Consider the following 22,665-nt stretch of genomic DNA (forward strand, 5'->3'; position numbering starts at 1 on the left):
ATTGCTTCACTTAACGAATTAAAAAGTAAAGGCTCTGGCTGTTCTGATAAAAACGGGGCTTTAAACCCAATTTGCAATTCATTTTCACTATTTAAAAATGGTTTTCTACGGGCTTCTTTTTCTTCTGAAACAAACACATCTACTTGCCAATTTCCGTTAGCTATTTGAGTAACTTTACTCAAATGCTCAATCATTTGTTGCGCATTCATTTTACCAAACAATGGTTTTGTTTTTTTTGTTAAAGCTACTAATTTAGTACGAACTTCTTTTTCATCTAAAAAATTAACCCAATTAATTGCTGGCTTTCGTAGTGTGTTTAATTTTTCTACAACAGCACTATGCGAGAGTGTTCTGTCTTTAAAATAAGCTATTACTTCTTCTTTTTCTTTATCGGTAGCTTTGTGTTGGTTTAAAATATTCATTAAATGCATTTTCATATGACCATGCTGAATTCCTTTGGTTGTTAAAGCTCTTAAGGCTGCAAAATTTTGAGCTAACCCAGCAGCAGCCATAATTTGCATTAGTGTTCTAGCTGTTGGGTGCCCTAACATATCTAGTGACAACTTTGCCATTGGATGTAATGCGGTTAAACCACCTACAGTACCAACAGCTAACGGAATTTCTATCCAAAATTTAAAAATACCATCTTTAATTTCGCAGTGGGTTACACTCTTATATTGACCATCTTTAGCGGCATAAGCATGTATAGCTGCTTCTATAGCTCTAAAATCATTACCTGTTGCTAATACCACAGCATCTATACCATTCATAATTCCTTTATTATGAGTTACCGCTCGGTAAGGTTCTACTTCAGCAATTTTTACTGCTTGTTTAAATTTTTCTGCAAATTGTTCAGGATTTTTTCCTCCTAATTCTTTAACCGCACAACTTACCTCTGCCCTTACCAAACAATCAGGAACGTAGTTAGATAAAATACTCATCACAATTTGTATGGTATCATTTTTAAATTGATTGGCTATGGCTTCTAAACACGAGTTAATAAAATTAGCTCCCATGCTATCTTTAGTTTCAAAAGTTACATGTAACTGATAATAATTTTCAAGTTTATCTGTCTTATCAACCAATTTAATATCTAAAATTCCACCACCACGTTTTTCCATATTTTTAGTAATAGAAGCTGTTGCGGCAAACAATTCAGTTTTATTAGTGTTAAAATAATTTTGTAATGCTGTTTTATCTCCGTGGTACATAAAATGCACTTGACCAACTTTTGTTGTACCCAGCACCTCTGTTTTAAACCCACCCCGTGTACTCCAAAACTTGGCTACCAAAGCCGCTGCTGCTACTACCGAACTTTCTTCAACCACCATAGGTATTACATAATCGCGACCATTGATTACAAAATTTGGCGCAATACCATAGGGCATGTAAAAATTAGAAATGGTGTTTTCTATAAAATCATCATGTAATTGTTGTAATTTCTCATCAACGTTCCAATATTGCTTTAAGGTTTTTATAATTTGTGGTTCATTATTAAAATAATAACGCGAAAGCCAATTTATCTTTTCTTCTTTAGTAAGTTTAGAAAACCCTGAAATAATTTTCGACATTAGTCAATCATTTTTTATACTCAACAAAGATAATTTATTACTACAAATTGTTGTTAATTATTATAGATTTGTGTTAAAATAGGATGTATTTAATGTTTTTTTCCGTAAACTTGGCAAACTTTAAAAAAAACAATACTGTTTTTAATAAAGTTAGCTTTTTTAATGAATTTCTACAACTAAGTGTAGTAAATCTACTTGATTGACTCATTAAAAAATAAATAAAATTATAGTTGGCTTGGCTATTTTAATTAAGATTTCAACGCGCTATAATTTAGATGTTTAACTCAAATTTATTTATGTGAAAAAACTGTTTTTTTTAGCATTTTTTACTTTTTTACTTTCATTTAAAGAAAAAAACACCCCTCCAACCTCCTCAGGAACCAAAGAAATTACTTTAGAAAAAATTTGGAACGGTAGCTTTTACCCAGAAGGCATGACTGCCTTAAACCCTATGAATGGTGATTTTTATTCATTATTAAATTATAATGAAATTACTAAATCGACTAGCGTAGATAAATACAGCTACGAAACCTTAGAAAAAGTGGCTACTATTGTAGATGGTCAAAATCTTGACAGTTTACACTACTTCTCTTCTTACTCTTTTAACAATAACGAAACAAAGTTAATCTTAGGCACCAACTTTAAAAAAATTTATCGCCATTCATTTAAAGGCACTTACTACTGTTATGATATTGCTTCAAAAAAACTCACGTTAATCGATAAAGACATTCAGCAACCCTCTTTTTCACCTGACAATAAAAAAATAGCGTATGCTAAAAATAATAATCTGTTTGTAAAAAACTTAGAAACTAAAAAAATTACACAAGTAACTTTTGACGGAAAAATAAACGCCATTATTAACGGAACCACCGATTGGGTGTACGAAGAAGAGTTTAGCTTTGTAAAAGCCTTTGAATGGAGTAACAATAGCAATTACATTGCTTTTTTACGTTTTAATGAAACTGATGTACCTACCTTTTCAATGGATATATACGGTAACCAGTTATATCCAAGCCAACAAGTATTTAAATATCCTAAGGCAGGAGAAAAAAATTCAATTGTATCATTACACTTATATAATTTAACTAGCAATACTACAAAAAAACTAGCCGTTGATTCGTACGAATATATTCCGAGAATACAATGGACAAATATGCCTAACACTTTATCAGTAACAACTTTAAATCGCCATCAAAACGATTTAAAATTATATTTTGTTAATGCTACTAATGGAAAAGCTAAAGTTATTTTAAATGAAAAAGACAAAGCTTATGTAAATGTACAAGACAATTTAACTTTTTTAGAAGACAACAGTTTTATTTGGACTAGCGAACAAGATGGCTTTAACCACATTTATCATTATAACGCAGATGGAAAACTAATAAACCAAGTTACTAAAGGTTCTTGGGAAGTAACCAATTATTACGGGTTTAATAAAGCGTTAAACACCATTTATTACCAGTCTACAGAAGGAGGCTCTATTAATAGAAATGTGTATCGTATTAAGTTAGACGGAACAGGTAAAAAAACAATTAGTCGCGACTATGGTACTAATACCGCTTCATTTAGTAAAAACATGCGCTATTTTATCAATGAATTTTCAGACGTTAAAACCCCACCTATATATGCTTTATACAAAGCCAATGGTACTCGTGTAAAAATTATTAAAGACAACGCTAAACTTAAACAAAAAGTTTCTACATATAAAATATCTCAGAAAGAGTTTTCTACCATTCACATAAATGGAAACGATTTAAATATGTGGATGATAAAACCTATAAATTTCGATAAAAATAAAAAATATCCATTATTATTATATCAATACTCAGGACCAGGTTCTCAATCTGTAAAAAACACTTGGCTTAACAATGACGATTACTGGTATAGCATGTTAGCACAAAAAGGGTATATCGTTGCCTGTGTAGATGGTAGAGGAACTGGATTTAAAGGGCGTGATTTTAAAAAAATAACCCAAAAAGAATTAGGAAAATACGAAGTTGAAGATCAAATTGAAGTTGCCAAACAATTAGGGAAACGCCCTTATATTGACGCAAATAATATTGGTATTTGGGGATGGTCGTTTGGCGGATTTATGAGCACGAACTGTATCTTAAAAGGAAACGATGTTTTTAGTATGGCAATAGCTGTGGCACCAGTTACCTCATGGCGTTTTTACGATTCGGTTTATACCGAACGATATATGGAAACACCTCAAGAAAACCCTAGTGGATATGACGATAATTCTCCTATTAACTACGCCTACAAACTAAAGGGTGATTATTTATTAATACATGGATCTGGAGACGATAATGTACATGTACAAAATGCTATGCAAATGGCAAATGCCTTAATCAGAGCCAACAAACAATTTGACTTTTTCATTTACCCCGATCGAACACACGGTATTTACGAAGGTAAAAACACCCGTTTAAACTTGTATACTAAAATAACAGCATTTATTGAAAAACACTTAGGTAAAAATCACAAAAAAACAAAAGAATAAACTTAAATTTATGACTAAATCTACTAACATCAAACAACCAAACCAAAAAGAATTATTTGGCCACCCAATAGGGTTATATATACTTTTTTTTACAGAAATGTGGGAACGTTTTTCGTATTATGGCATGCGAGGACTTTTGTCTTTATATATGGCGGCTAAATTAACAGATACTCGAGGTCCTGGATTAGGATGGACCGACTCTGAAGCTATTAAACTATACGGATGGTACACCATGTTGGTGTATGTTATGTCTATCCCTGGCGGAATGATTGCTGATAAAATTCTTGGTCAAAAAAAATCGGTACTTATCGGTGCTATCATATTGGTTTTAGGGCATGGAATATTAGCCATCAAATCCGTATCGGCTTTTTACGCTGGTTTAATATTAGTTATCTTAGGCGTTGGAATGTTAAAACCAAATATCTCTACAATGGTAGGTGGCTTGTATAGCAAAAACGATATTAGAAGAGATAAAGGGTTTAGTATATTTTATATCGGAATTAACACAGGCTCATTACTAGCAACTACTTTGGTGGGCTTGGTTGTTTTAGAATGGGGTTGGCATGCTGGTTTTGGACTAGCAGGTATAGGAATGCTTTTAGGATTAATTGTGTACCTATACGGTCAAAAATACTTAACTCATGTAGGAAACAAAACTACCGAAAACGAAAAAAAAGACCAAGTTTCTTTAACCCATCTTTTTAGCAATTTAATGCACTCTCCCAAACAATTAATTATTGTGGTTACACTCATTATTGTATCTATTTACTACGCTGGATTTCAAATGAGCGACATCGACCACTGGGCTTATGCCGTACTATTTGTATTTTTATCATTAGTTATTGGTATGTTAATGATGATTTATAAAAGTTTAAGAAATCAAATAGAAAAAGATCGTTTTTTAGTGGTTTTACTATCATTTTTTCTTGTTATTGTATTTTGGGGAGCTTTTGAACAAGCTGGCGGATTAATGAACCTATACGCTGAAAACAAAACCAACAGAGTATTATTTGGTTGGGAAATACCCACTATTTGGTTTCAAAGCTTAAATGCTGGGTTTATAATATTATTTGCTGTAACGGTGGCTAATTTTTGGGCAAAAAGAAAACTTAAAAACAAAGAAGCCTCTTCGTTATTTAAAATGGCTACTGGAACAATTATTATGGGGCTAGGTTTTGTTTTTATGGTTTTTGCAGCAAAAGACTATACAGCTAACGGCTCTTCTTCTATGTATTGGCTCGTATTAGCTTACTTTTTTCACACTATTGGAGAGCTTTGTTCTTCTCCTGTTTCGTTATCGTTTGTAACTAAATTAGCCCCTGTACGATATGCTTCGTTAATGATGGGATTATATTTTGCCTCTACAGGATTAGGTAATAAAGTAGCAGGATTAATTGGAGAAAATGCATCAAAATATGGCGAGTTCACTATTTTTAGCGGAATAACCATTTTTACTGTTATCTTTGGACTTTTAGTAATCGCACTACTTAAACCCCTTAAAAGATTAACTCACGGTGCAGAAGACAACGAAAAAGACCTAGGCGATCAAGAAGCTGAAGGTTTTGAATTAGCAGACTAAAAAACCACAAAACACATGAATACATCACAACAAAATTTTTTCGACACTAAAGTCATGGGGCATCCCGCAGGATTATTTGTCTTGTTTTTTACCGAAATGTGGGAACGCTTTTCGTACTACGGTATGCGTATATTATTAGTAGCATTTTTCTCAGCTTCAGTTTTAGACATGGGTTGGGGATGGCCAAAAGAACACGCCTTGGCTATTTTTGGCACATATACAGCTCTTGTTTATTTATCTACAATGATTGGCGGTTATTTTGCCGACAACGTTATTGGATATCGATGGGCTGTAGTAGTCGGTGCTTTATTAATGACCTTAGGGCATGGTTCAATGGCTTTAGAAAGTCCATTTTTCATTTACTTAGGATTAACTTTACTTGTATTTGGTAGCGGATTTTTTAAACCTAACATGACCTCTATAATCTCTGAAATGTATAATGATGTGCCTGAAAAAAAAGACGGTGCATATACCATTTTTTATATGGGGGTAAATGCAGGTGCCTTTTTCGGAATTATGCTTTGCGGATATCTTGGCGAAAAGGTAGGTTGGTCTTGGGGCTTCGGTTTAGCTGGTATTTTTATGTTATTTGGCTTGCTACAATTTTGGTTCGCACAAAATATTTTTGGCGATGTAGGCTTAAAACCACAAAAGAAAAATATCGACTTAGTTGAATTAGGTAAAGAACCTAAAAACAAAGAAACCATAGAAGGTTACAATCCGTATACACCTATACAAAAAGTACTTGTAATTATTTCTTCAATTCTTGGGTTACTATGGGTGTTTAACGATCCTATTTCTAAAATTACCGAAGGCGAAAAAAGTCTATTTAGTTTTAATATTGGTAGTTGGGACGGAAACACGATTGTTATACTAACTGCTTTAGTATTATTTATTACACTACTTGCTATACGAATACCTAAGTATTTACCCGTAGTAAGAGATCGCATGTTAGCCATTATCTTTTTTGCTTTTATAACCATATTTTTTTGGGCAGTTTTTGAACAAGCACCAGGTTCATTAACGCTATTTGCAAGAGACTATACACAACGAATTTTAACAGAAGATGCGGGTATTATTTTTAAAATAGTAGATGCATTAATGACACTTGTTCCGTTAGCAATTATATCGTATGTATTATTTAGGCTTTTTCAAAAAACATATACTAAATACCCTTTATCAAATCTATTTTTAGCCTTAAGTTTTTTAATCATTTGGGGTATTGCCATTTGGAAAGTTCATAACGATTATAATTCGGCAGCATACGAAATAACGTATTTAAATAATAATGACGTTAAAAAAACAGCCGAAGTAGTTTCTTCTAATCCATATAAAAATGGAGATAATATTCCGATAATTGACATAGAAGATGTTTCTTTTTACAACAAAACTGCGAATGAAAACAATGAAAAAACCATCAAAAACAATACCTTATATATAGACGGAAATGAAAGTGGTGAAGTTTTCGATGGAAAAATTATAGGCATTAAAAAAGAAAAGAAAATTGGAGCAGGTATTATGACCAATAATGCTGTTGTTGAACTGGTAAACCAACAAGGCAGAAGCTTTACAAAAGAATTAAAAATTGACAAAAATAAATTAGATAACTACTCTATAGGCAAACCTGTTTCTTTACTTATTACCCATCGTATCGATTTTAATAAAACAGGCTCAAAATCTGGAAAAAATGCCGTAGTAAACGCTAAGAAAAGCGCTGTTGAAATTCCTTTTTCATGGTTTAATATTCTTAACTCATTGTTTATTATAGCTTTAGCCCCATTTTTCTCTCGTTGGTGGGAAAGCAAATATAACCCTACAGCCAATGGTAAATATGCTATTGGTATGTTGTTATTAGGTTTAGGAATGGCGGTAATTGCTATTGGAGCGGGTAGTATACCTGCTGGAGCAAAAACAGCTTCTGTAAGTATAATTTGGTTGATTTTAGTATACTTGTTTCACACAATGGGCGAATTATGTGTATCGCCAGTTGCGCTTTCGTATGTTAGCAAATTAGTACCTGGACGCATGATAGCCATTATGTTTGGCGTGTGGTATTTAGCTGTTGCTATTGGTATGAAATTAGCAGGTTTGTTTGGTGAATATTCAGAAAAAGTATCACAAGAAGCGGGCTTAAGCACCTTTTTTTGGTACCTTACCATTGTATCTGTAGCACTAAGTATATTGGCTTTTATAACCACCCCAATAATTAAAAAATTAATGCACGGGGTTAAGTAATTTTAAGATAAACTATCCCCCTCTTCTTCTTTTTTTATAGAGAAAATATAACAACTCAGATTAATACATAAAAATATAAGATATCAAAGGCTTTAAAGCTTTTGATATCTTTAAATTATTTTTTACCCCTCAAATTCATGCGGAAATAGTTATATTTTTTATGTCTCAAAAAATAAAAAGCATACAATTACAATATCAGGGATTTTCACAAACCCCATTTCTGTGGCAGAAAAAAGATTTTTTTGGTTTAGAACAGTTTGAAAACACACCTATAAAAACAAGTACATATAACGCAAAAAATTTACAAAAACTACGATTAGGCAAATTGGTCGAACGCTTTGTCTCGTTTGAACTAGAACAAAATCCGTCTATTAAAATATTAGCCGAGAACATTCAAATTAAACAAAACAATATAACATTAGGTGAATTAGATTGTATTTTTACACAACAAAATAAACCAATTCATTTAGAAATTGTTTATAAATTCTATTTATTAGACACAACTAAAAAAGATGAGTTAACTTGTTGGATAGGCCCTAATAAACAAGACACTCTAATACAAAAACTCACCAAGTTAAAAAAAAAGCAACTACCCCTACTCTATAGTGCCGAGTGCGAAAAATATTTACAAAGTTTGGGGTTAAACTCATCAAAATTCAAACAATATGTGTATTTTAAAGCACAATTGTTTGTACCTCTTTCACACTACAAACCTCCTTTTTCATTTATAACAATAAATAACCAATGCATTTATGGGTTTTATATTAAACCTAAACAACTTCAACAATTTAACAACTGTAAGTTTTACATACCTAATAAACACAACTGGTTAGTAAAACCCTATTCGCATGTAAATTGGTTAACTTTTAACCATTTTACAAATGCTGTTGACGTTTTTTTAGATGAAAAAAATACTCCTCTGTGTTGGCTTAAAAAGCCTAATGGTGAATTATTTAAGTTTTTTATTATTTGGTGGTGAAAAAAAAGCCTCAACTTTTGTCGAGGCCTTTTGTTTCTATTATTTTATTAATTCAAGTTTAATTCAATAAAATCATCCGATTTCGTTTTTACCACTTTTAATGATTGTGAAAAATCTAGTAAAAATTGAATTGTTTCTTTTTTGGGTTGCATCCTTTGATTGGATGACTTTTTAGAGTAGAGTTGCACCATAAACGTTTTTTATTGATTACAACTATCTAACGTTATTACAGGTATATTTATTGTTATGTCATCAATATTATTTTATTTTTCTCAATAATTTTTCTCAAATTAATAAGTGCATAACGCATTCTTCCTAAGGCTGTATTAATACTTACCCCTGTATTTTCAGAAATTTCATTAAAACTCATATCCATATAAATACGCATTTTTAAAACTTCTTTTTGGTCTTCAGGCAATTCCTCAACCAACTCTTTAACATCTATCAAAATTTGCTCTTTCACCATTTTTTTTTCAGTATCTAACTCATTGTCACTTAATATTGAAAAAATATCAAACTCTTCTGTATTTCTAAAAATGGGCATCCGATTTGATTTTCTATAATAATCAATGACCAAATTATGCGAAATACGCATTACCCAAGGCAAAAATTTTCCTTCTTCATTATAATTACCTTTTTTTAAGGTTCGTATCACTTTAACAAAAGTGTCTTGAAAAATATCTTCAGTAAGATCTTTATCTTGTATTTTACTATAAATAAAGTTATATAATTGCCCCTTATGGCGATTAATTAAAATGGCAAGAGCGCCCTCGTCTCCTCCAATATAATTACTAACTAAAATACTATCGCTAACTACATCATTACGCATATGAAACTACTTTAAAAAAAGCGGAGTGCTTTTTTGATTATTATTAATATATAATGGTTTAAAGTAATTTTTTGCCTATAAGCGTTTTGATTTAATATGAATTATTAACAAAGATGCTCTTTTTTTTTTATATATCCAAATATTATAATCACTCTCTTAGTATTTTAAAACAAAAAGTGTCTTTTATTTATATAAAATAAACTTATTATTATTTCAAAAAATAGTATTTTAGAGCCTATTTTTATATCTTAAAATAGCTAAAATTTGAATAAAAAAAGTAAGCTTTACTTAGCTATAAAAACTATTTTTCATTAGTTGGATATAATCTCAAATCTTTAAATTAAATAATTCGATTGAAAACTGATATTTCTACAATAAATCCTAAGAACAATATTATTATAAAAGGAGCTAAACTTCATAATTTAAAAAATATTGACGCTGTTATTCCGCGTAATAAATTAGTTGTTATTACAGGGCTTTCAGGCTCTGGAAAATCAACATTAGCTTTTGACACTTTATATGCTGAAGGGCAAAGGCGTTATGTAGAAAGCTTATCATCTTACGCACGCCAATTTTTAGGAAAATTAAATAAACCTAAAGTAGATTATATTAAAGGCATAGCTCCTGCCATTGCCATTGAACAAAAAGTAAATGCAACAAATCCTCGCTCTACCGTTGGCACCTCTACAGAAATTTATGATTATATTAAATTACTTTATGCACGCATAGGCAAAACTTTTTCTCCTATTTCTGGAAACGAAGTAACAAAACACACTGTTACCGATGTAATTAATTTTGTAAAAACAATTAATGACGGTGTAAAATTATTGCTTTTAGCTCCAATAAACATTGGCAAAAACAAAAATATAAAAGCTGTATTGCAAATACTAACTCAACAAGGATATGCCCGATTAAAGTATAAAAATAAAGTTTTAAAAATAACTGAATTTCCTATAAAAGAATACAATAATGATGAATTATTTTTAGTAGTTGATCGAATTGTTACCACAAGCAATGAAGACTTTTACAATCGTTTAGCCGACGCTATACAAACTGCTTTTTTTGAAGGTAAAGGGGTTTGCTATATTGAAAATTTAGAAACAACTAAAATAAATGAGTTTAGCAATAAGTTTGAATTAGATGGAATTTCTTTTTTAGAACCCAACACTCACTTATTTAGTTTTAACAATATGTACGGTGCATGTCCTACTTGTGAGGGTTATGGCAGTGTAGTGGGCATAGACGAAAAATTAGTAATACCTAATACAGGATTATCAATTTATGAAGACGCAATTTTCCCTTTTAAAACAGATAGTTTTAAACAATACAAAACTGATTTAATTTTAAATGCTGAAGCTTATCAAATCCCTATTCACAAACCTTGGTTTGAACTTACCGAAAAACAACAACAGTTAGTTTGGGATGGAACAAAAAAATTTAAAGGAATAGCTGATTTATTTAAAACCTTAGAAGAAAAAAGTTATAAAATACAAAACAGAGTAATGTTATCACGTTACCGTGGTAAAACTCGATGCACTACCTGTAATGGCAAACGATTACGAAAAGAAGCCAACTATGTGCAAATTAACAAAAAAACAATCGCTGACTTAGTTACACTTCCTCTAGATGAATTAGCTGCTTTTTTTAAAAAGATAACTTTAACCTCGTACGAAAAAAAAATTGCAAAACGATTACTTACCGAAATCAATAGTCGATTACAGTTTTTAACCAATGTTGGTCTAAATTATTTAACGCTAAATAGAACTTCAAATACTCTTTCAGGCGGTGAAAGTCAACGTATTAATCTAGCTACTTCACTAGGAAGCTCATTGGTTGGTTCTATGTATATTTTAGATGAACCTAGTATAGGCTTACACCCAAAAGATACTGAAAAATTAATTGATGTGCTAAAAAACCTGCGCAATTTGGGTAATACTGTAATTGTAGTAGAACACGATGAAGATATTATGCGTGCTGCTGATTATATTATCGATATTGGTCCTGAAGCAGGTACTCACGGAGGCAATATTGTTGCAGAAGGCACTTTTGATGAAATTTTAAAATCTAACTCATTAACAGCTAAATACCTAAACGAAGAACTAACTATTGAAATTCCCAAAAAAAGAAGAAAATCTAGCGAAAAGATACAAATTACTGGAGCTCGTGAAAATAATTTAAAAAATATTGATATTACCTTTCCATTACATACACTCACCGTAGTAACAGGGGTTTCGGGCAGTGGAAAAAGTACCTTAATAAAAAATATTTTATATCCTGCCATGCAGAAAAAAATAATTGGGTATGGAAACAAAATTGGACAACACACTAAAATAACCGAAAATAGCAATACGCTAAAACATATTGAGTTTATCGACCAAAATCCTATAGGGCGCTCTTCGCGTTCTAACCCTGTTACCTATATAAAGGCTTATGATGATATTAGAACCTTGTTTTCAAATCAAAAAATATCAAAAATCAGAAACTATAAACCTAAACATTTTTCATTTAATGTAGAAGGTGGAAGATGCGAAGTTTGTAAAGGAGAAGGAGAAGTTACAATAGAAATGCAATTTATGGCTGATGTACATTTAAAATGTGAAACCTGTAATGGAGAACGCTTTAAAAAAGAAGTTTTAGCCGTAAAATTTGCTAACAAATCAATTAATGATGTTTTAAATTTAACAATTGATGATGCTATTACTTTTTTCACAAAAAACTCAGCTTCTAAAATCGCAAAAAAACTACAACCCCTGCAAGATGTTGGTTTAGGGTATATACAATTAGGGCAATCATCTTCTACACTTTCTGGTGGAGAAGCACAACGCATAAAACTAGGTTCTTTTTTAACTAAAGGAAACACAAAAGACAAGGCCTTGTTTATTTTTGACGAACCCTCTACAGGCTTACATTTTCACGACATTAAAAAACTGCTAACCTCGTTTAACTCACTTCTTGAAAAAGGACATTCTATAATTGTAATTGAACATAACCTCGAATTAATTAAAAGCGCTGATTATATTATCGATTTAGGTTTAGAAGGAGGTAAAAAAGGAGGAAATCTTATTTTTAGCGGAACCCCAGAAGAGCTTATAAAAAACAAAAAATCATATACTGGTTATTATTTGAAAAGCAAACTTTAAAATTATACCTAGTTAAAAATAATTAATAAATAAACAACAGAAAAAACACTTTTAGGGGATGTTTTTTTTAGTCATATTTTACAGTTTAAAGCTTATTTCTTATCTTTAGCTTGTCTTAATAAACTTAAATTAAAAATTAAATGGGAAAAAATATCAACATTTTAATTGTTGAAGATAATGTAATTATAGCTGACGACCTTGAATCTACGCTGCAAGAAATTGGATATAATGTAATTGACAAAGTTATCTCTTTTGAAAAAGCTTTAGAATCATTAGAAAATAACATTATCGATTTAGTGTTTCTTGATGTTTTTTTGGCAACTAAAAAAACAGGAATTGACTTAGCCAACTACATAAATGCCAACTATAAAATTCCTTTTATTTATTTAACCTCAAATTCTGACAGTGAAACCATTGAAGAAGCAACAAAAACTTTTCCATATGCTTACTTAGTAAAACCTTTTGACAAAAACAACATATATACAGCCATAGAACTAGCTTTAGCAAACTACAATGCAAAAGACACCACAAAGCATTTTTTTAAAGACAGTTTTTTTATTAAAAACAAAAATATTTATTGCAAAATATTAATTAAAAACATTACCTATATAAAATCTGACAACGTTTATTTAGAAATACATACTATTAACAATAAAAAGCATATTTTACGATCTACTTTAAAAAACATAATTTTAAAATTACCTAATAATTTTTATAAGTGTAACAAATCGTATATTATAAATATTAATTATTTAGACAGTTTTAGTTCTGGATATGTTTTTATTAATAATGAAAAAATACCCATTTCAAAAGAATTTAAACCTATTATCAAATCACTACTAAATAAGTACTGATTTAATGCACATAAAAAGCATACATATTATCCCCTTATTTTTCTTCTTAAACTTAGCCCTTTTTGCACAACTTAATCCTGAAGATTCTATAAAATATGCTAATTTTAAAAAAGAAAAACTATACAAAAATAAAGCAGTCTATTTTTTAAGTATCCGCAAAAAAACGGCTATAAAAACGGAACAACAATGGATTCTTTATTTCAAAAACGAACTTAAAAAGTATAAAAAAAATACTGAAGACGTCACCTATATTAATTATATTTTAGCAAAACTATACTCTGATTCAGAACAATATAAAGAATCTAACAAAATAGCAAACTACTTACTAGAAAACAAACAAGATTTTTACTCTGAATCGCTCACTTGTGACCTTTTATACCTATTAGGAAACAATTACGAGAAAGAAGCAGACATACAAAACTTGCTAGAAATTATTAAGCAAAAAACCAAATATTGTAATGTCGAAATGTATCAATTCTACAGGTTATATTCTAAAATGGGATTGCCAAAAAGAGCCCTGAAAAGTTATAGAGTGTATATTAACAGTTTAGACCAAACAAAACAAACTAAATACAATTGGGCACAACATACAAATAACATTGGGTTTTACTTTCAAAAAGACAATCAAATAGATTCTGCATTTTATTATTATAATAAAGCACTAGACTTAATATTAGATTACAAAAAAGAAGCACCCTACAAAAAAAATAGCAAAAGAGAAAAAGAAGTGCTATTTTGGGTTGGCTTAATAAAAGGAAATATTGGTGATTGTTATAAAAAATATGGTAATTATAAAAAAGCTATCACTTTTCTTAATGAAGAACAAAAATCTGCTAAAATATTTTACAAAGGTTCCAGTTCTAAATGGTACGGAGAAAAATACTACTGGGAGCAAGTTGCTGATTGTTATTTAAAATTAAAAAACTACAAATTAGCAAAAATATATATAGATAGCCTTTTTATTTATAACGACCGCCTAAAATATTACAATCTTAAAAAACAATATTACAAAGGGTTAAAAGTAACAGACTCTGTCAACTTATATACTGAACTATATAATAAAATAAACGATTCTGTTATTACGAACAAAAAATTGGATCTTAATAAAACGCTCATAAATTTTTTAGATTTAGAGTTTTCTATAATCGAAAAATTACATGAAATTAAAGCTATAAAATCTGAAAACATAAACACAAAAAAACAGCTCCATTTATATGTGGCTTTATTTAGTTTAGCTATTGTTACCGTATTAATATTGGTTTATTTCTTTTATCAAAAAAAGAAACAAACAAAAATAATTTCTTCTCAAAAAAACATAATTGAATCAAACTTAGAAGAAAAAAATATTTTACTTAAAGAACTACAACATCGAGTAAAAAACAACCTACAAACCATTAAAAGTTTGCTAACCATGCGGTTAAAAAGTATTAAAAGTGAAAAAGCTAAAGAAACCATTCAGCATTCTATTAATAGAATTGCTGTACTCTCTAAAATACACCATAAACTTTACGACAACAACAATAACTTAAATACAATACATTTAGACGAATATATTAATGAAATAGTTTTAGACTTAAAAACTTTTTACGATCAAAACAAAAACGTTGAGTTTAAATTAAACATACAAGAAAACATATTTATCCATATAGACCAAACCGTAACTATTGGATTAATAATTAATGAATTAGTGACCAACTCATACAAATATGCTTTTATAAATAAAGACAAAAACAATATTATCGCTATTTTTTTTACGAGAAACAACGATAAATTATTTTTTAAATATACCGATAACGGAGTTGGATTTGATGTAAACAAAAAAACAAAATCTATGGGTATCTATTTAATAAAAAGACTTATAAATCAATTAGGCAGCGACGCAAAATTTGCTTCTTCTAGTAATGGTATGGAAGTATCTTTTGATTTTATAGATAAATCTTCATACTAAAAATAAGTAAATGTAGTTTTTAACAAAAGTATATAAATCCTAAACGTATTATTAGATATAACTAAGTGTTTTTTTATTTTGTTGTATCTTCCCCTGTCGTATGCCATGAGTAAAAAACTGAAAAAATTAGATTTAGCATAAAACAAATAAACATGAAAACCCCTATTTTTACTAATGATGCCGTTATATTTGGTGTTTTAATGATTTCGTTAGGTTTTGTTTTTTATACCGAATCGAAAACTTCTGGATTTTGGCACAAATTTTACAAAATAGTTCCAGGTTTATTTATGGCATATTTTATACCTGCTTTATGTACTACCTTGGGTATTATTTCGCCCGAATGGGAAACTAAAAATGCTATTGGAGAAGTTATAAAAAACAAATCGCAATTATATTATGTAGCCAGCAGGTTTTTATTACCCGCTGCGCTAGTTTTAATGACCCTTAGTATTGATTTAAAAGCTATCTCTAATTTAGGCTCTAAAGCCTTAATTATGTTTTTTACAGGAACTGTTGGTATTATTATTGGCGGTCCTATTGCTATTTTATTAATTTCAGCGATTTCGCCAGAAACTGTTGGTGGCGTTGGATTTGATGCCGTCTGGAGAGGTTTATCAACCCTTGCTGGTAGCTGGATTGGTGGTGGCGCTAACCAAACTGCTATGCTCGAAATTTACCAATATAACTCTGCAAAATATGGTGGAATGGTATTTGTTGATATTGTAGTTGCTAATATTTGGATGGCTATTTTATTAATTGGCATAGGTAAAAAAAACAAAATAGACAATTGGTTAAAAGCAGATACTACTGCTATAGAAAATTTAAAACAACGGGTTTCTAATTTTACACAAAGTGTTAAAAGAACGCCTACTTTAACCGATTATATTATTATGTTAGCTATAGCTTTTGGTACAGTTGGTTTTGGGCATTTTTTAGCCAAGTATTTAAGCTCTTTTTTTAGTACTATAGTTGCTAAAATTCAATCGCAAACATGGCGAAATATTTTATCGTTTTTAGATTCTAGTTTCTTTTGGCTAATTAGCATTTCAACTATTGTTGCCATATTACTATCGTTTACTAAAGCTAAAAATTACGAAGGTGCTCAAGCTAGTAAAATAGGTAGTATTTTTATTTATATACTGGTATCTACCATTGGTATGAAAATGGATTTAACCTTAATTTTTGATAATGTAGGGCTTATTGCTATTGGCTTAGTTTGGATGACTATTCATGCAGCATTATTAATTTTAGTAGCTAAATTAATTCGTGCTCCTTATTTCTTTTTAGCGGTAGGCAGTCAAGCTAATGTTGGTGGAGCAGCATCAGCTCCCATCGTTGCTCAAGCCTTTCACCCTTCGCTAGCTACTGTTGGGGTATTATTAGCTGTTTTAGGCTATGCTATTGGAACTGTTGGAGCAATTTTTTGTACAATTTTAATGGAATTAGCCTCGAAAGTTTAACAAGTTTCTGCATATTTGTAGTTCTTAAAATTTTAAAAAACCAATGAAAAAAATTATTGCTTTTTTGATAGTTGCCTTTGCTATTTTTTCTTGTTCTTCTAAAAAAGAAGGCAATATGATTGTTAAAGGACAAATTAAAGGATTAAAAAAAGGTACTTTATACCTACAAAAAATGAAAGACACAATATTAGTTTCTGTTGATTCTTTAACATTAATGGGTAATGGTAATTTTTTATTAACCGACAACATAACTTCTCCTGTGGTATATTATTTAACCCTTGATGATAAGGTTACCCAAAAACGCATTATGTTTTTTGGTGAAAAAGGTGAAATTACCATAAATGATGATTTAAAAAAATTTGGTTTACACCCCGAAATAACAGGGTCTGAAAACCAAAAAGTATACAATAATTTTTTACAACTTAACAAACGATTTTCGAATGAATATTTAGATTTAATAAAAAAAGATTTAGAAGCTAAAAGAGCAAAAGACCAGAAATTAATACAAAAATTAGATATTGATTATCAAAATTTAATTCGTAAACGGTATTTATTTACCACTCAATTTGCCCTAAATAATAAAAACAGTCAAGTAGCCCCATATATTGCTTTAACAGAACTTACAAATGCCAATATTAAATTATTAGATACAATTAATAATTCGCTATCAAACAAAGTTAAAAACTCTTTGTATGGTGAAAAGCTTCAAAATTTTATCGACAAAATTAAAGCAAAAAAAAATAGATAAAATTTCTTCATCTATTTTTTATACACTAATTAAAGTATTTTATTAGGCTTGTCCTGTAGGCCCAAAATTTAGCGGTACAGGCGGTTGCTCGTAGTCTTTTATTTCGCCGTGATCTTGTTCAAACTTTCGTATATTTTCAGCCAATGCTTTGGCTAAACGTTTAGCATGTTGTGGTGTTAATATAATACGCGATTTTACTTTAGCTTTAGGCACTCCTGGCATTATATTAATAAAATCTACAATAAACTCTGATACTGAATGATTAATAATTGCTAAATTACTATAGGTTCCTTCAGCAACGTCTTGATCTAATTCTATATTTAATTGCGATTCATTTTTCTGATTAGTATCTGCCATATTATTTTGTGTTTTTTAGTTTAAAAATATAGAATAGTCTTCTATGGTATTAAAAAACGTCATTGCCGATAAAAATATCATAACCTTAATATATAAAGATTACTTTACTTCGTTCGCAATGACGTTTACATTCATGATAAATTTCTAAGTCTTTTAACTTAGTAATTATAAACTTTGTTCAATCTCGTCTTTAGGACCAACAATTAAGTTTTCGTAAGCTCTCATTCCTGTACCTGCTGGTATACGTTTACCTACAATTACATTTTCTTTCAAGCCTTCTAAACTATCTACTTTACCATTTACAGCTGCTTCATTTAGTACTTTGGTAGTTTCTTGGAATGATGCCGCTGAGATAAATGATTTAGTTTGTAACGACGCTCTAGTAATACCTTGTAACACTTGCTCAGCTGTTGCTGGTTCTGCATCTCTTGCTATTACTAATTGTTTATCATTTCTACGTAACAATGAGTTTTCATCGCGTAATTGACGCGCCGTAATTAATTGACCTACTTTTAAGTTTTCAGAATCTGTAGCATCTTCTACAACTTTCATTCCGTAGATAGCATCATTTTGTTCGATAAAGTCATTTTTATGCACTAATTGATTTTCTAAAAATAACGTGTCTCCAGAATCAATAATTTTAACTTTACGCATCATTTGACGTACTACAACTTCAAAATGTTTGTCATTAATTTTCACACCTTGTAAACGATATACTTCTTGAATTTCGTTTACTAAATACTCTTGTACGGCAGAAGGACCTTTAATACTTAAAATATCATCTGGTGTAATAGCTCCGTCAGAAAGTGGCATACCTGCTTTAATAAAGTCGTTTTCTTGAACTAAAATTTGATTAGATAATTTTACCAAATATTTCTTTATTTCACCTGTTTTAGACTCTATAATTATTTCACGGTTACCACGTTTAATTTTACCAAAAGAAACAACACCATCTATTTCTGCAACTACTGCAGGGTTAGATGGGTTACGAGCTTCGAACAACTCTGTCACCCTTGGTAAACCTCCTGTAATATCACCTGCTTTACCTGATTTACGTGGAATTTTAACTAAAACTTTACCTTCTTCTATTGTATCACCATCATCAACTATTAAATGCGCTCCTACAGGTAAACTGTAAGAACGTAAAGCATTTCCTTTTTTATCTACAATAATTAAAGATGGAATAATTTTTTTGTTTTTAGAATCCGTAATTACCTTTTCTTGGAACCCTGTTTGTTCATCTATTTCAACAGTATAGTTAATTCCTTGTTCTAAATTATCAAATTTTACTTCTCCACTAAATTCTGACACGATAACACCATTAAAAGGATCCCACTGACAAATCGCTTCTCCTTTTTTAACTGTAGTTCTATCTTTATCAAAAATTACAGAACCATATGGTATAATGTTAGTACTTAATACCACCTCTGTTTTAGGGTCTAAAATTTTAATTTCTGCTGTACGAGAAATTACAATATCAGCACTATTACCTTCAGCATCTTTACCTTTAACAGTACGTAAGTCTTCTATTCTAACTTTACCGTTAAATTTAGCGATGAGTTTATTTTCTTCAGAAATATTTCCTGCAACCCCACCTACGTGGAAAGTACGAAGGGTCAACTGAGTACCTGGCTCTCCGATAGACTGTGCTGCAATTACACCAACAGCTTCTCCAATTTGAACTTTTTTACCTGTAGACAAACTTTGTCCGTAGCATTTTGCACAGATACCTTGTTTAGATTCGCATGTTAAAGCCGAACGAACCTCTACCATATCAACACCTGCATTATCTATTTTATCGGCTAACTGACCTGTAATGATTTCTCCTGCTTTTACTAAAACTTCGTCAGAATCTGGAGCATACACATCATATAATGCTACACGCCCTTGAATTCTATCGCTTAACGACTCAGCAATTTCATCATTTTTCTTTAAAGCAGTTACTTCAAGTCCTCGTAATGTACCACAATCGTCTTCATTAATAATAACATCTTGCGAAACATCTACTAAACGACGTGTTAAATACCCTGCATCCGCTGTTTTAAGAGCCGTATCGGCAAGACCTTTACGCGCACCGTGTGTAGAAATAAAGTATTCTAAAATTGATAACCCTTCTTTAAAGTTTGATAAAATTGGGTTTTCAATAATTTCACCACCACCCGCAGTTGATTTTTTAGGTTTTGCCATTAATCCACGCATACCTGTTAACTGGCGAATTTGTTCTTTTGAACCCCGTGCTCCAGAATCTAACATCATATAAACTGAGTTAAACCCTTGTTGGTCTTCACGTAGGCGTTTCATTGACAACTCTGTTAATCGGTTGTTTGTAGAACCCCAAACGTCGATTACTTGATTGTAACGCTCTTGTTGGGTTAACATACCCATATTATAGTTCATAACAATGCCATCTACTTCTTTATTTGCTTCAGCAATCATGGCATGTTTTTCTTCTGGAATAATAATATCACCTAATGAGAATGATAAACCACCTTGAAAGGCGAATTTATATCCCATATTTTTAATTTCGTCTAAAAACTTCCCTACAGAAGGAATATCTGTAACTTTTAAGATTTTACCGATAATACCTCGTAAAGATTTTTTAGTTAAAACTTCATTAATATAGCCTGCTTCTTCTGGCACTACTTCATTAAATAGCACTCTACCAACAGTAGTTTCTATAATTTTTGTTACTAACTCTCCTGCTTCATTAAAATCTTTTGTTCTAACCTTAATTCTAGCATTTAAGTCAACTTTTTCTTCATTAAAAGCTATAGTTACTTCTTCTGGAGAATAAAAAATTAAACCTTCACCCTTAATAGGCACTTCGTTAGTAGACTTACGTTCTTTAGTCATATAATACAACCCAAGAACCATATCTTGTGATGGTACTGTAATTGGCGCACCATTAGCAGGATTTAAGATATTATGAGAAGCTAACATTAATAATTGAGCTTCTAATATTGCTTCAGGCCCTAAAGGTAAGTGTACCGCCATTTGGTCACCATCAAAATCGGCATTAAACGCTGTACATACTAAAGGGTGTAAACGAATGGCTTTACCCTCTATTAATTTAGGTTGAAAAGCTTGTATCCCTAAACGGTGTAAGGTTGGAGCCCGGTTTAATAAAACGGGGTGTCCTTTAATTACGTTTTCTAATATATCCCAAACAACAGGCTCTTTTTTATCTATTATTTTTTTAGCAGATTTTACAGTTTTAACAATACCTCTTTCAATTAATTTTCGAATTACAAAAGGTTTGTATAACTCAGCAGCCATATCTTTTGGCAATCCACACTCGTATAATTTTAATTCTGGTCCAACCACAATTACTGAACGAGCAGAATAATCAACACGCTTACCTAATAAGTTTTGACGGAAACGACCTTGTTTACCTTTTAAGCTATCAGATAATGATTTTAATGGTCTGTTTGATTCTGTTTTTACTGCTGATGATTTACGTGTGTTATCAAATAATGAATCTACTGATTCTTGTAACATACGTTTTTCATTACGTAAAATTACTTCTGGAGCTTTAATTTCCATCAATCGTTTTAAACGATTATTACGAATAATAACTCTACGGTATAAATCATTCAAATCAGATGTTGCAAAACGGCCTCCATCTAGAGGCACTAATGGACGTAATTCGGGTGGTATTACCGGAATCACTTTCATAATCATCCATTCAGGTTTATTTTCTCTGTTTTTTTGCGACTCTTTAAATGATTCTACAACATTTAATCGTTTTAAAGCTTCTGTTTTACGTTGTTTTGAAGTTTCAGTATTTGCTTTATGACGTAATTCATATGATAATTCATCTAAATCAATACGTGCTAATAAATCAATTAAACACTCAGCTCCCATTTTAGCGATAAACTTAGTAGGATCTGTATCTTCTAAATACTGATTTTCTTGTGGTAAGGTATCTAAAATATCTAAATATTCTTCTTCTGTTAAAAAGTCTAACTTTTGTAACGGTTCTCCTTCGGCATTTTTAGCATCTCCTGGTTGAATTACCACATAACGTTCGTAATAGATAATCATATCTAATTTCTTAGAGGGTAATCCTAAAAGATATCCCATCTTATTGGGTAACGAACGGAAGTACCAAATATGAGCTACAGGCACTACTAAGTTAATATGCCCTACTCTATCTCTACGTACTTTTTTCTCGGTAACTTCTACTCCACAACGATCACAAACAATACCTTTGTAACGAATACGTTTATACTTGCCACAGGCACATTCGTAATCTTTTACAGGACCAAAAATGCGCTCACAAAACAACCCATCTCTTTCTGGTTTATGTGTACGATAATTAATCGTTTCTGGCTTTAGCACCTCTCCTTTTGAAACTTCTAAAATAGATTCTGGTGATGATAAACCAATTGAAATTTTATTAAACTTTTTAACGGTGTACTTTTCGTTTTTTCTTGCCATGTCTTTTATAGTCTTTAGTCTT

12 protein-coding genes and 1 pseudogene are annotated in these 22,665 nt (G+C 30.8%); 9 read left to right on the forward strand and 4 right to left on the reverse strand.

Annotated features, from left to right (window positions below; genetic code table 11):
- Nucleotides 1-302 precede the first annotated feature (302 nt).
- A pseudogene (locus AB2B44_RS01020) lies at nucleotides 303-1,571 on the reverse strand (hydroxymethylglutaryl-CoA reductase, degradative); the annotation flags it as partial.
- 298 nt (nucleotides 1,572-1,869) lie between these two features.
- Between AB2B44_RS01020 and AB2B44_RS01025 the strand changes: the two are divergent.
- The 4 genes from AB2B44_RS01025 (at nucleotide 1,870) to AB2B44_RS01040 (ending at nucleotide 8,867) form a co-directional block, all read left to right on the forward strand.
- Nucleotides 1,870-4,074 (forward strand): S9 family peptidase, encoded by a 2,205-nt coding sequence (locus AB2B44_RS01025; RefSeq protein ID WP_369047699.1) that lies wholly within the window; start codon nucleotides 1,870-1,872, stop codon nucleotides 4,072-4,074.
- 10 nt (nucleotides 4,075-4,084) lie between these two features.
- Nucleotides 4,085-5,653: a peptide MFS transporter gene (locus tag AB2B44_RS01030; protein WP_369047700.1), complete on the forward strand. Its 1,569-nt coding sequence runs from the start codon at nucleotides 4,085-4,087 to the stop codon at nucleotides 5,651-5,653.
- Nucleotides 5,654-5,668: 15 nt separating this feature from the next.
- Nucleotides 5,669-7,888: an oligopeptide:H+ symporter gene (locus tag AB2B44_RS01035; RefSeq protein ID WP_369047701.1), complete on the forward strand. Its 2,220-nt coding sequence runs from the start codon at nucleotides 5,669-5,671 to the stop codon at nucleotides 7,886-7,888.
- 160 nt (nucleotides 7,889-8,048) lie between these two features.
- Nucleotides 8,049-8,867 (forward strand): DUF1853 family protein, encoded by an 819-nt coding sequence (locus tag AB2B44_RS01040; protein WP_369047702.1) that lies wholly within the window; start codon nucleotides 8,049-8,051, stop codon nucleotides 8,865-8,867.
- A 244-nt stretch (nucleotides 8,868-9,111) separates the two neighbouring features.
- Here the strand turns inward: AB2B44_RS01040 and AB2B44_RS01045 are convergent, their stop codons facing one another.
- Complete coding sequence (locus AB2B44_RS01045; RefSeq protein WP_369047703.1) at nucleotides 9,112-9,696, reverse strand: RNA polymerase sigma factor; 585 nt, start codon at nucleotides 9,694-9,696, stop codon at nucleotides 9,112-9,114.
- A 353-nt stretch (nucleotides 9,697-10,049) separates the two neighbouring features.
- On the opposite strand from AB2B44_RS01045, the gene uvrA reads away from it, so the two are divergent.
- The 5 genes from uvrA to AB2B44_RS01070 all read left to right on the forward strand — a co-directional run bounded on the left by uvrA (nucleotide 10,050) and on the right by AB2B44_RS01070 (nucleotide 17,846).
- A complete protein-coding gene (gene uvrA, locus AB2B44_RS01050) occupies nucleotides 10,050-12,836 on the forward strand; it encodes an excinuclease ABC subunit UvrA (protein ID WP_369047704.1) in 2,787 nt (928 codons plus the stop codon).
- Between the two features lie 140 nt (nucleotides 12,837-12,976).
- On the forward strand, nucleotides 12,977-13,690 hold the full coding sequence (locus AB2B44_RS01055; protein WP_369047705.1) for a response regulator: 714 nt from the start codon (nucleotides 12,977-12,979) through the stop codon (nucleotides 13,688-13,690).
- A gap of 4 nt (nucleotides 13,691-13,694) precedes the next feature.
- Nucleotides 13,695-15,638: a sensor histidine kinase gene (locus tag AB2B44_RS01060; protein ID WP_369047706.1), complete on the forward strand. Its 1,944-nt coding sequence runs from the start codon at nucleotides 13,695-13,697 to the stop codon at nucleotides 15,636-15,638.
- Nucleotides 15,639-15,790: 152 nt separating this feature from the next.
- Complete coding sequence (locus tag AB2B44_RS01065) at nucleotides 15,791-17,098, forward strand: DUF819 domain-containing protein (RefSeq protein WP_369047707.1); 1,308 nt, start codon at nucleotides 15,791-15,793, stop codon at nucleotides 17,096-17,098.
- Between the two features lie 43 nt (nucleotides 17,099-17,141).
- On the forward strand, nucleotides 17,142-17,846 hold the full coding sequence (locus AB2B44_RS01070; protein WP_369047708.1) for a DUF4369 domain-containing protein: 705 nt from the start codon (nucleotides 17,142-17,144) through the stop codon (nucleotides 17,844-17,846).
- 42 nt (nucleotides 17,847-17,888) lie between these two features.
- On the opposite strand, the gene AB2B44_RS01075 is transcribed toward AB2B44_RS01070, so the two are convergent.
- Both AB2B44_RS01075 and rpoC read right to left on the reverse strand, forming a co-directional pair.
- Nucleotides 17,889-18,203, reverse strand: coding sequence for a DUF3467 domain-containing protein (locus AB2B44_RS01075; protein ID WP_369047709.1), 315 nt, complete (start codon nucleotides 18,201-18,203; stop codon nucleotides 17,889-17,891).
- Nucleotides 18,204-18,368: 165 nt separating this feature from the next.
- Nucleotides 18,369-22,643, reverse strand: coding sequence for a DNA-directed RNA polymerase subunit beta' (gene rpoC / locus AB2B44_RS01080; protein ID WP_369047710.1), 4,275 nt, complete (start codon nucleotides 22,641-22,643; stop codon nucleotides 18,369-18,371).
- Nucleotides 22,644-22,665 lie beyond the last annotated feature (22 nt).

Origin of the sequence: Tenacibaculum sp. UWU-22, from assembly GCF_041021355.1 — a bacterium.
In the GTDB taxonomy this organism is placed as follows: domain Bacteria; phylum Bacteroidota; class Bacteroidia; order Flavobacteriales; family Flavobacteriaceae; genus Polaribacter.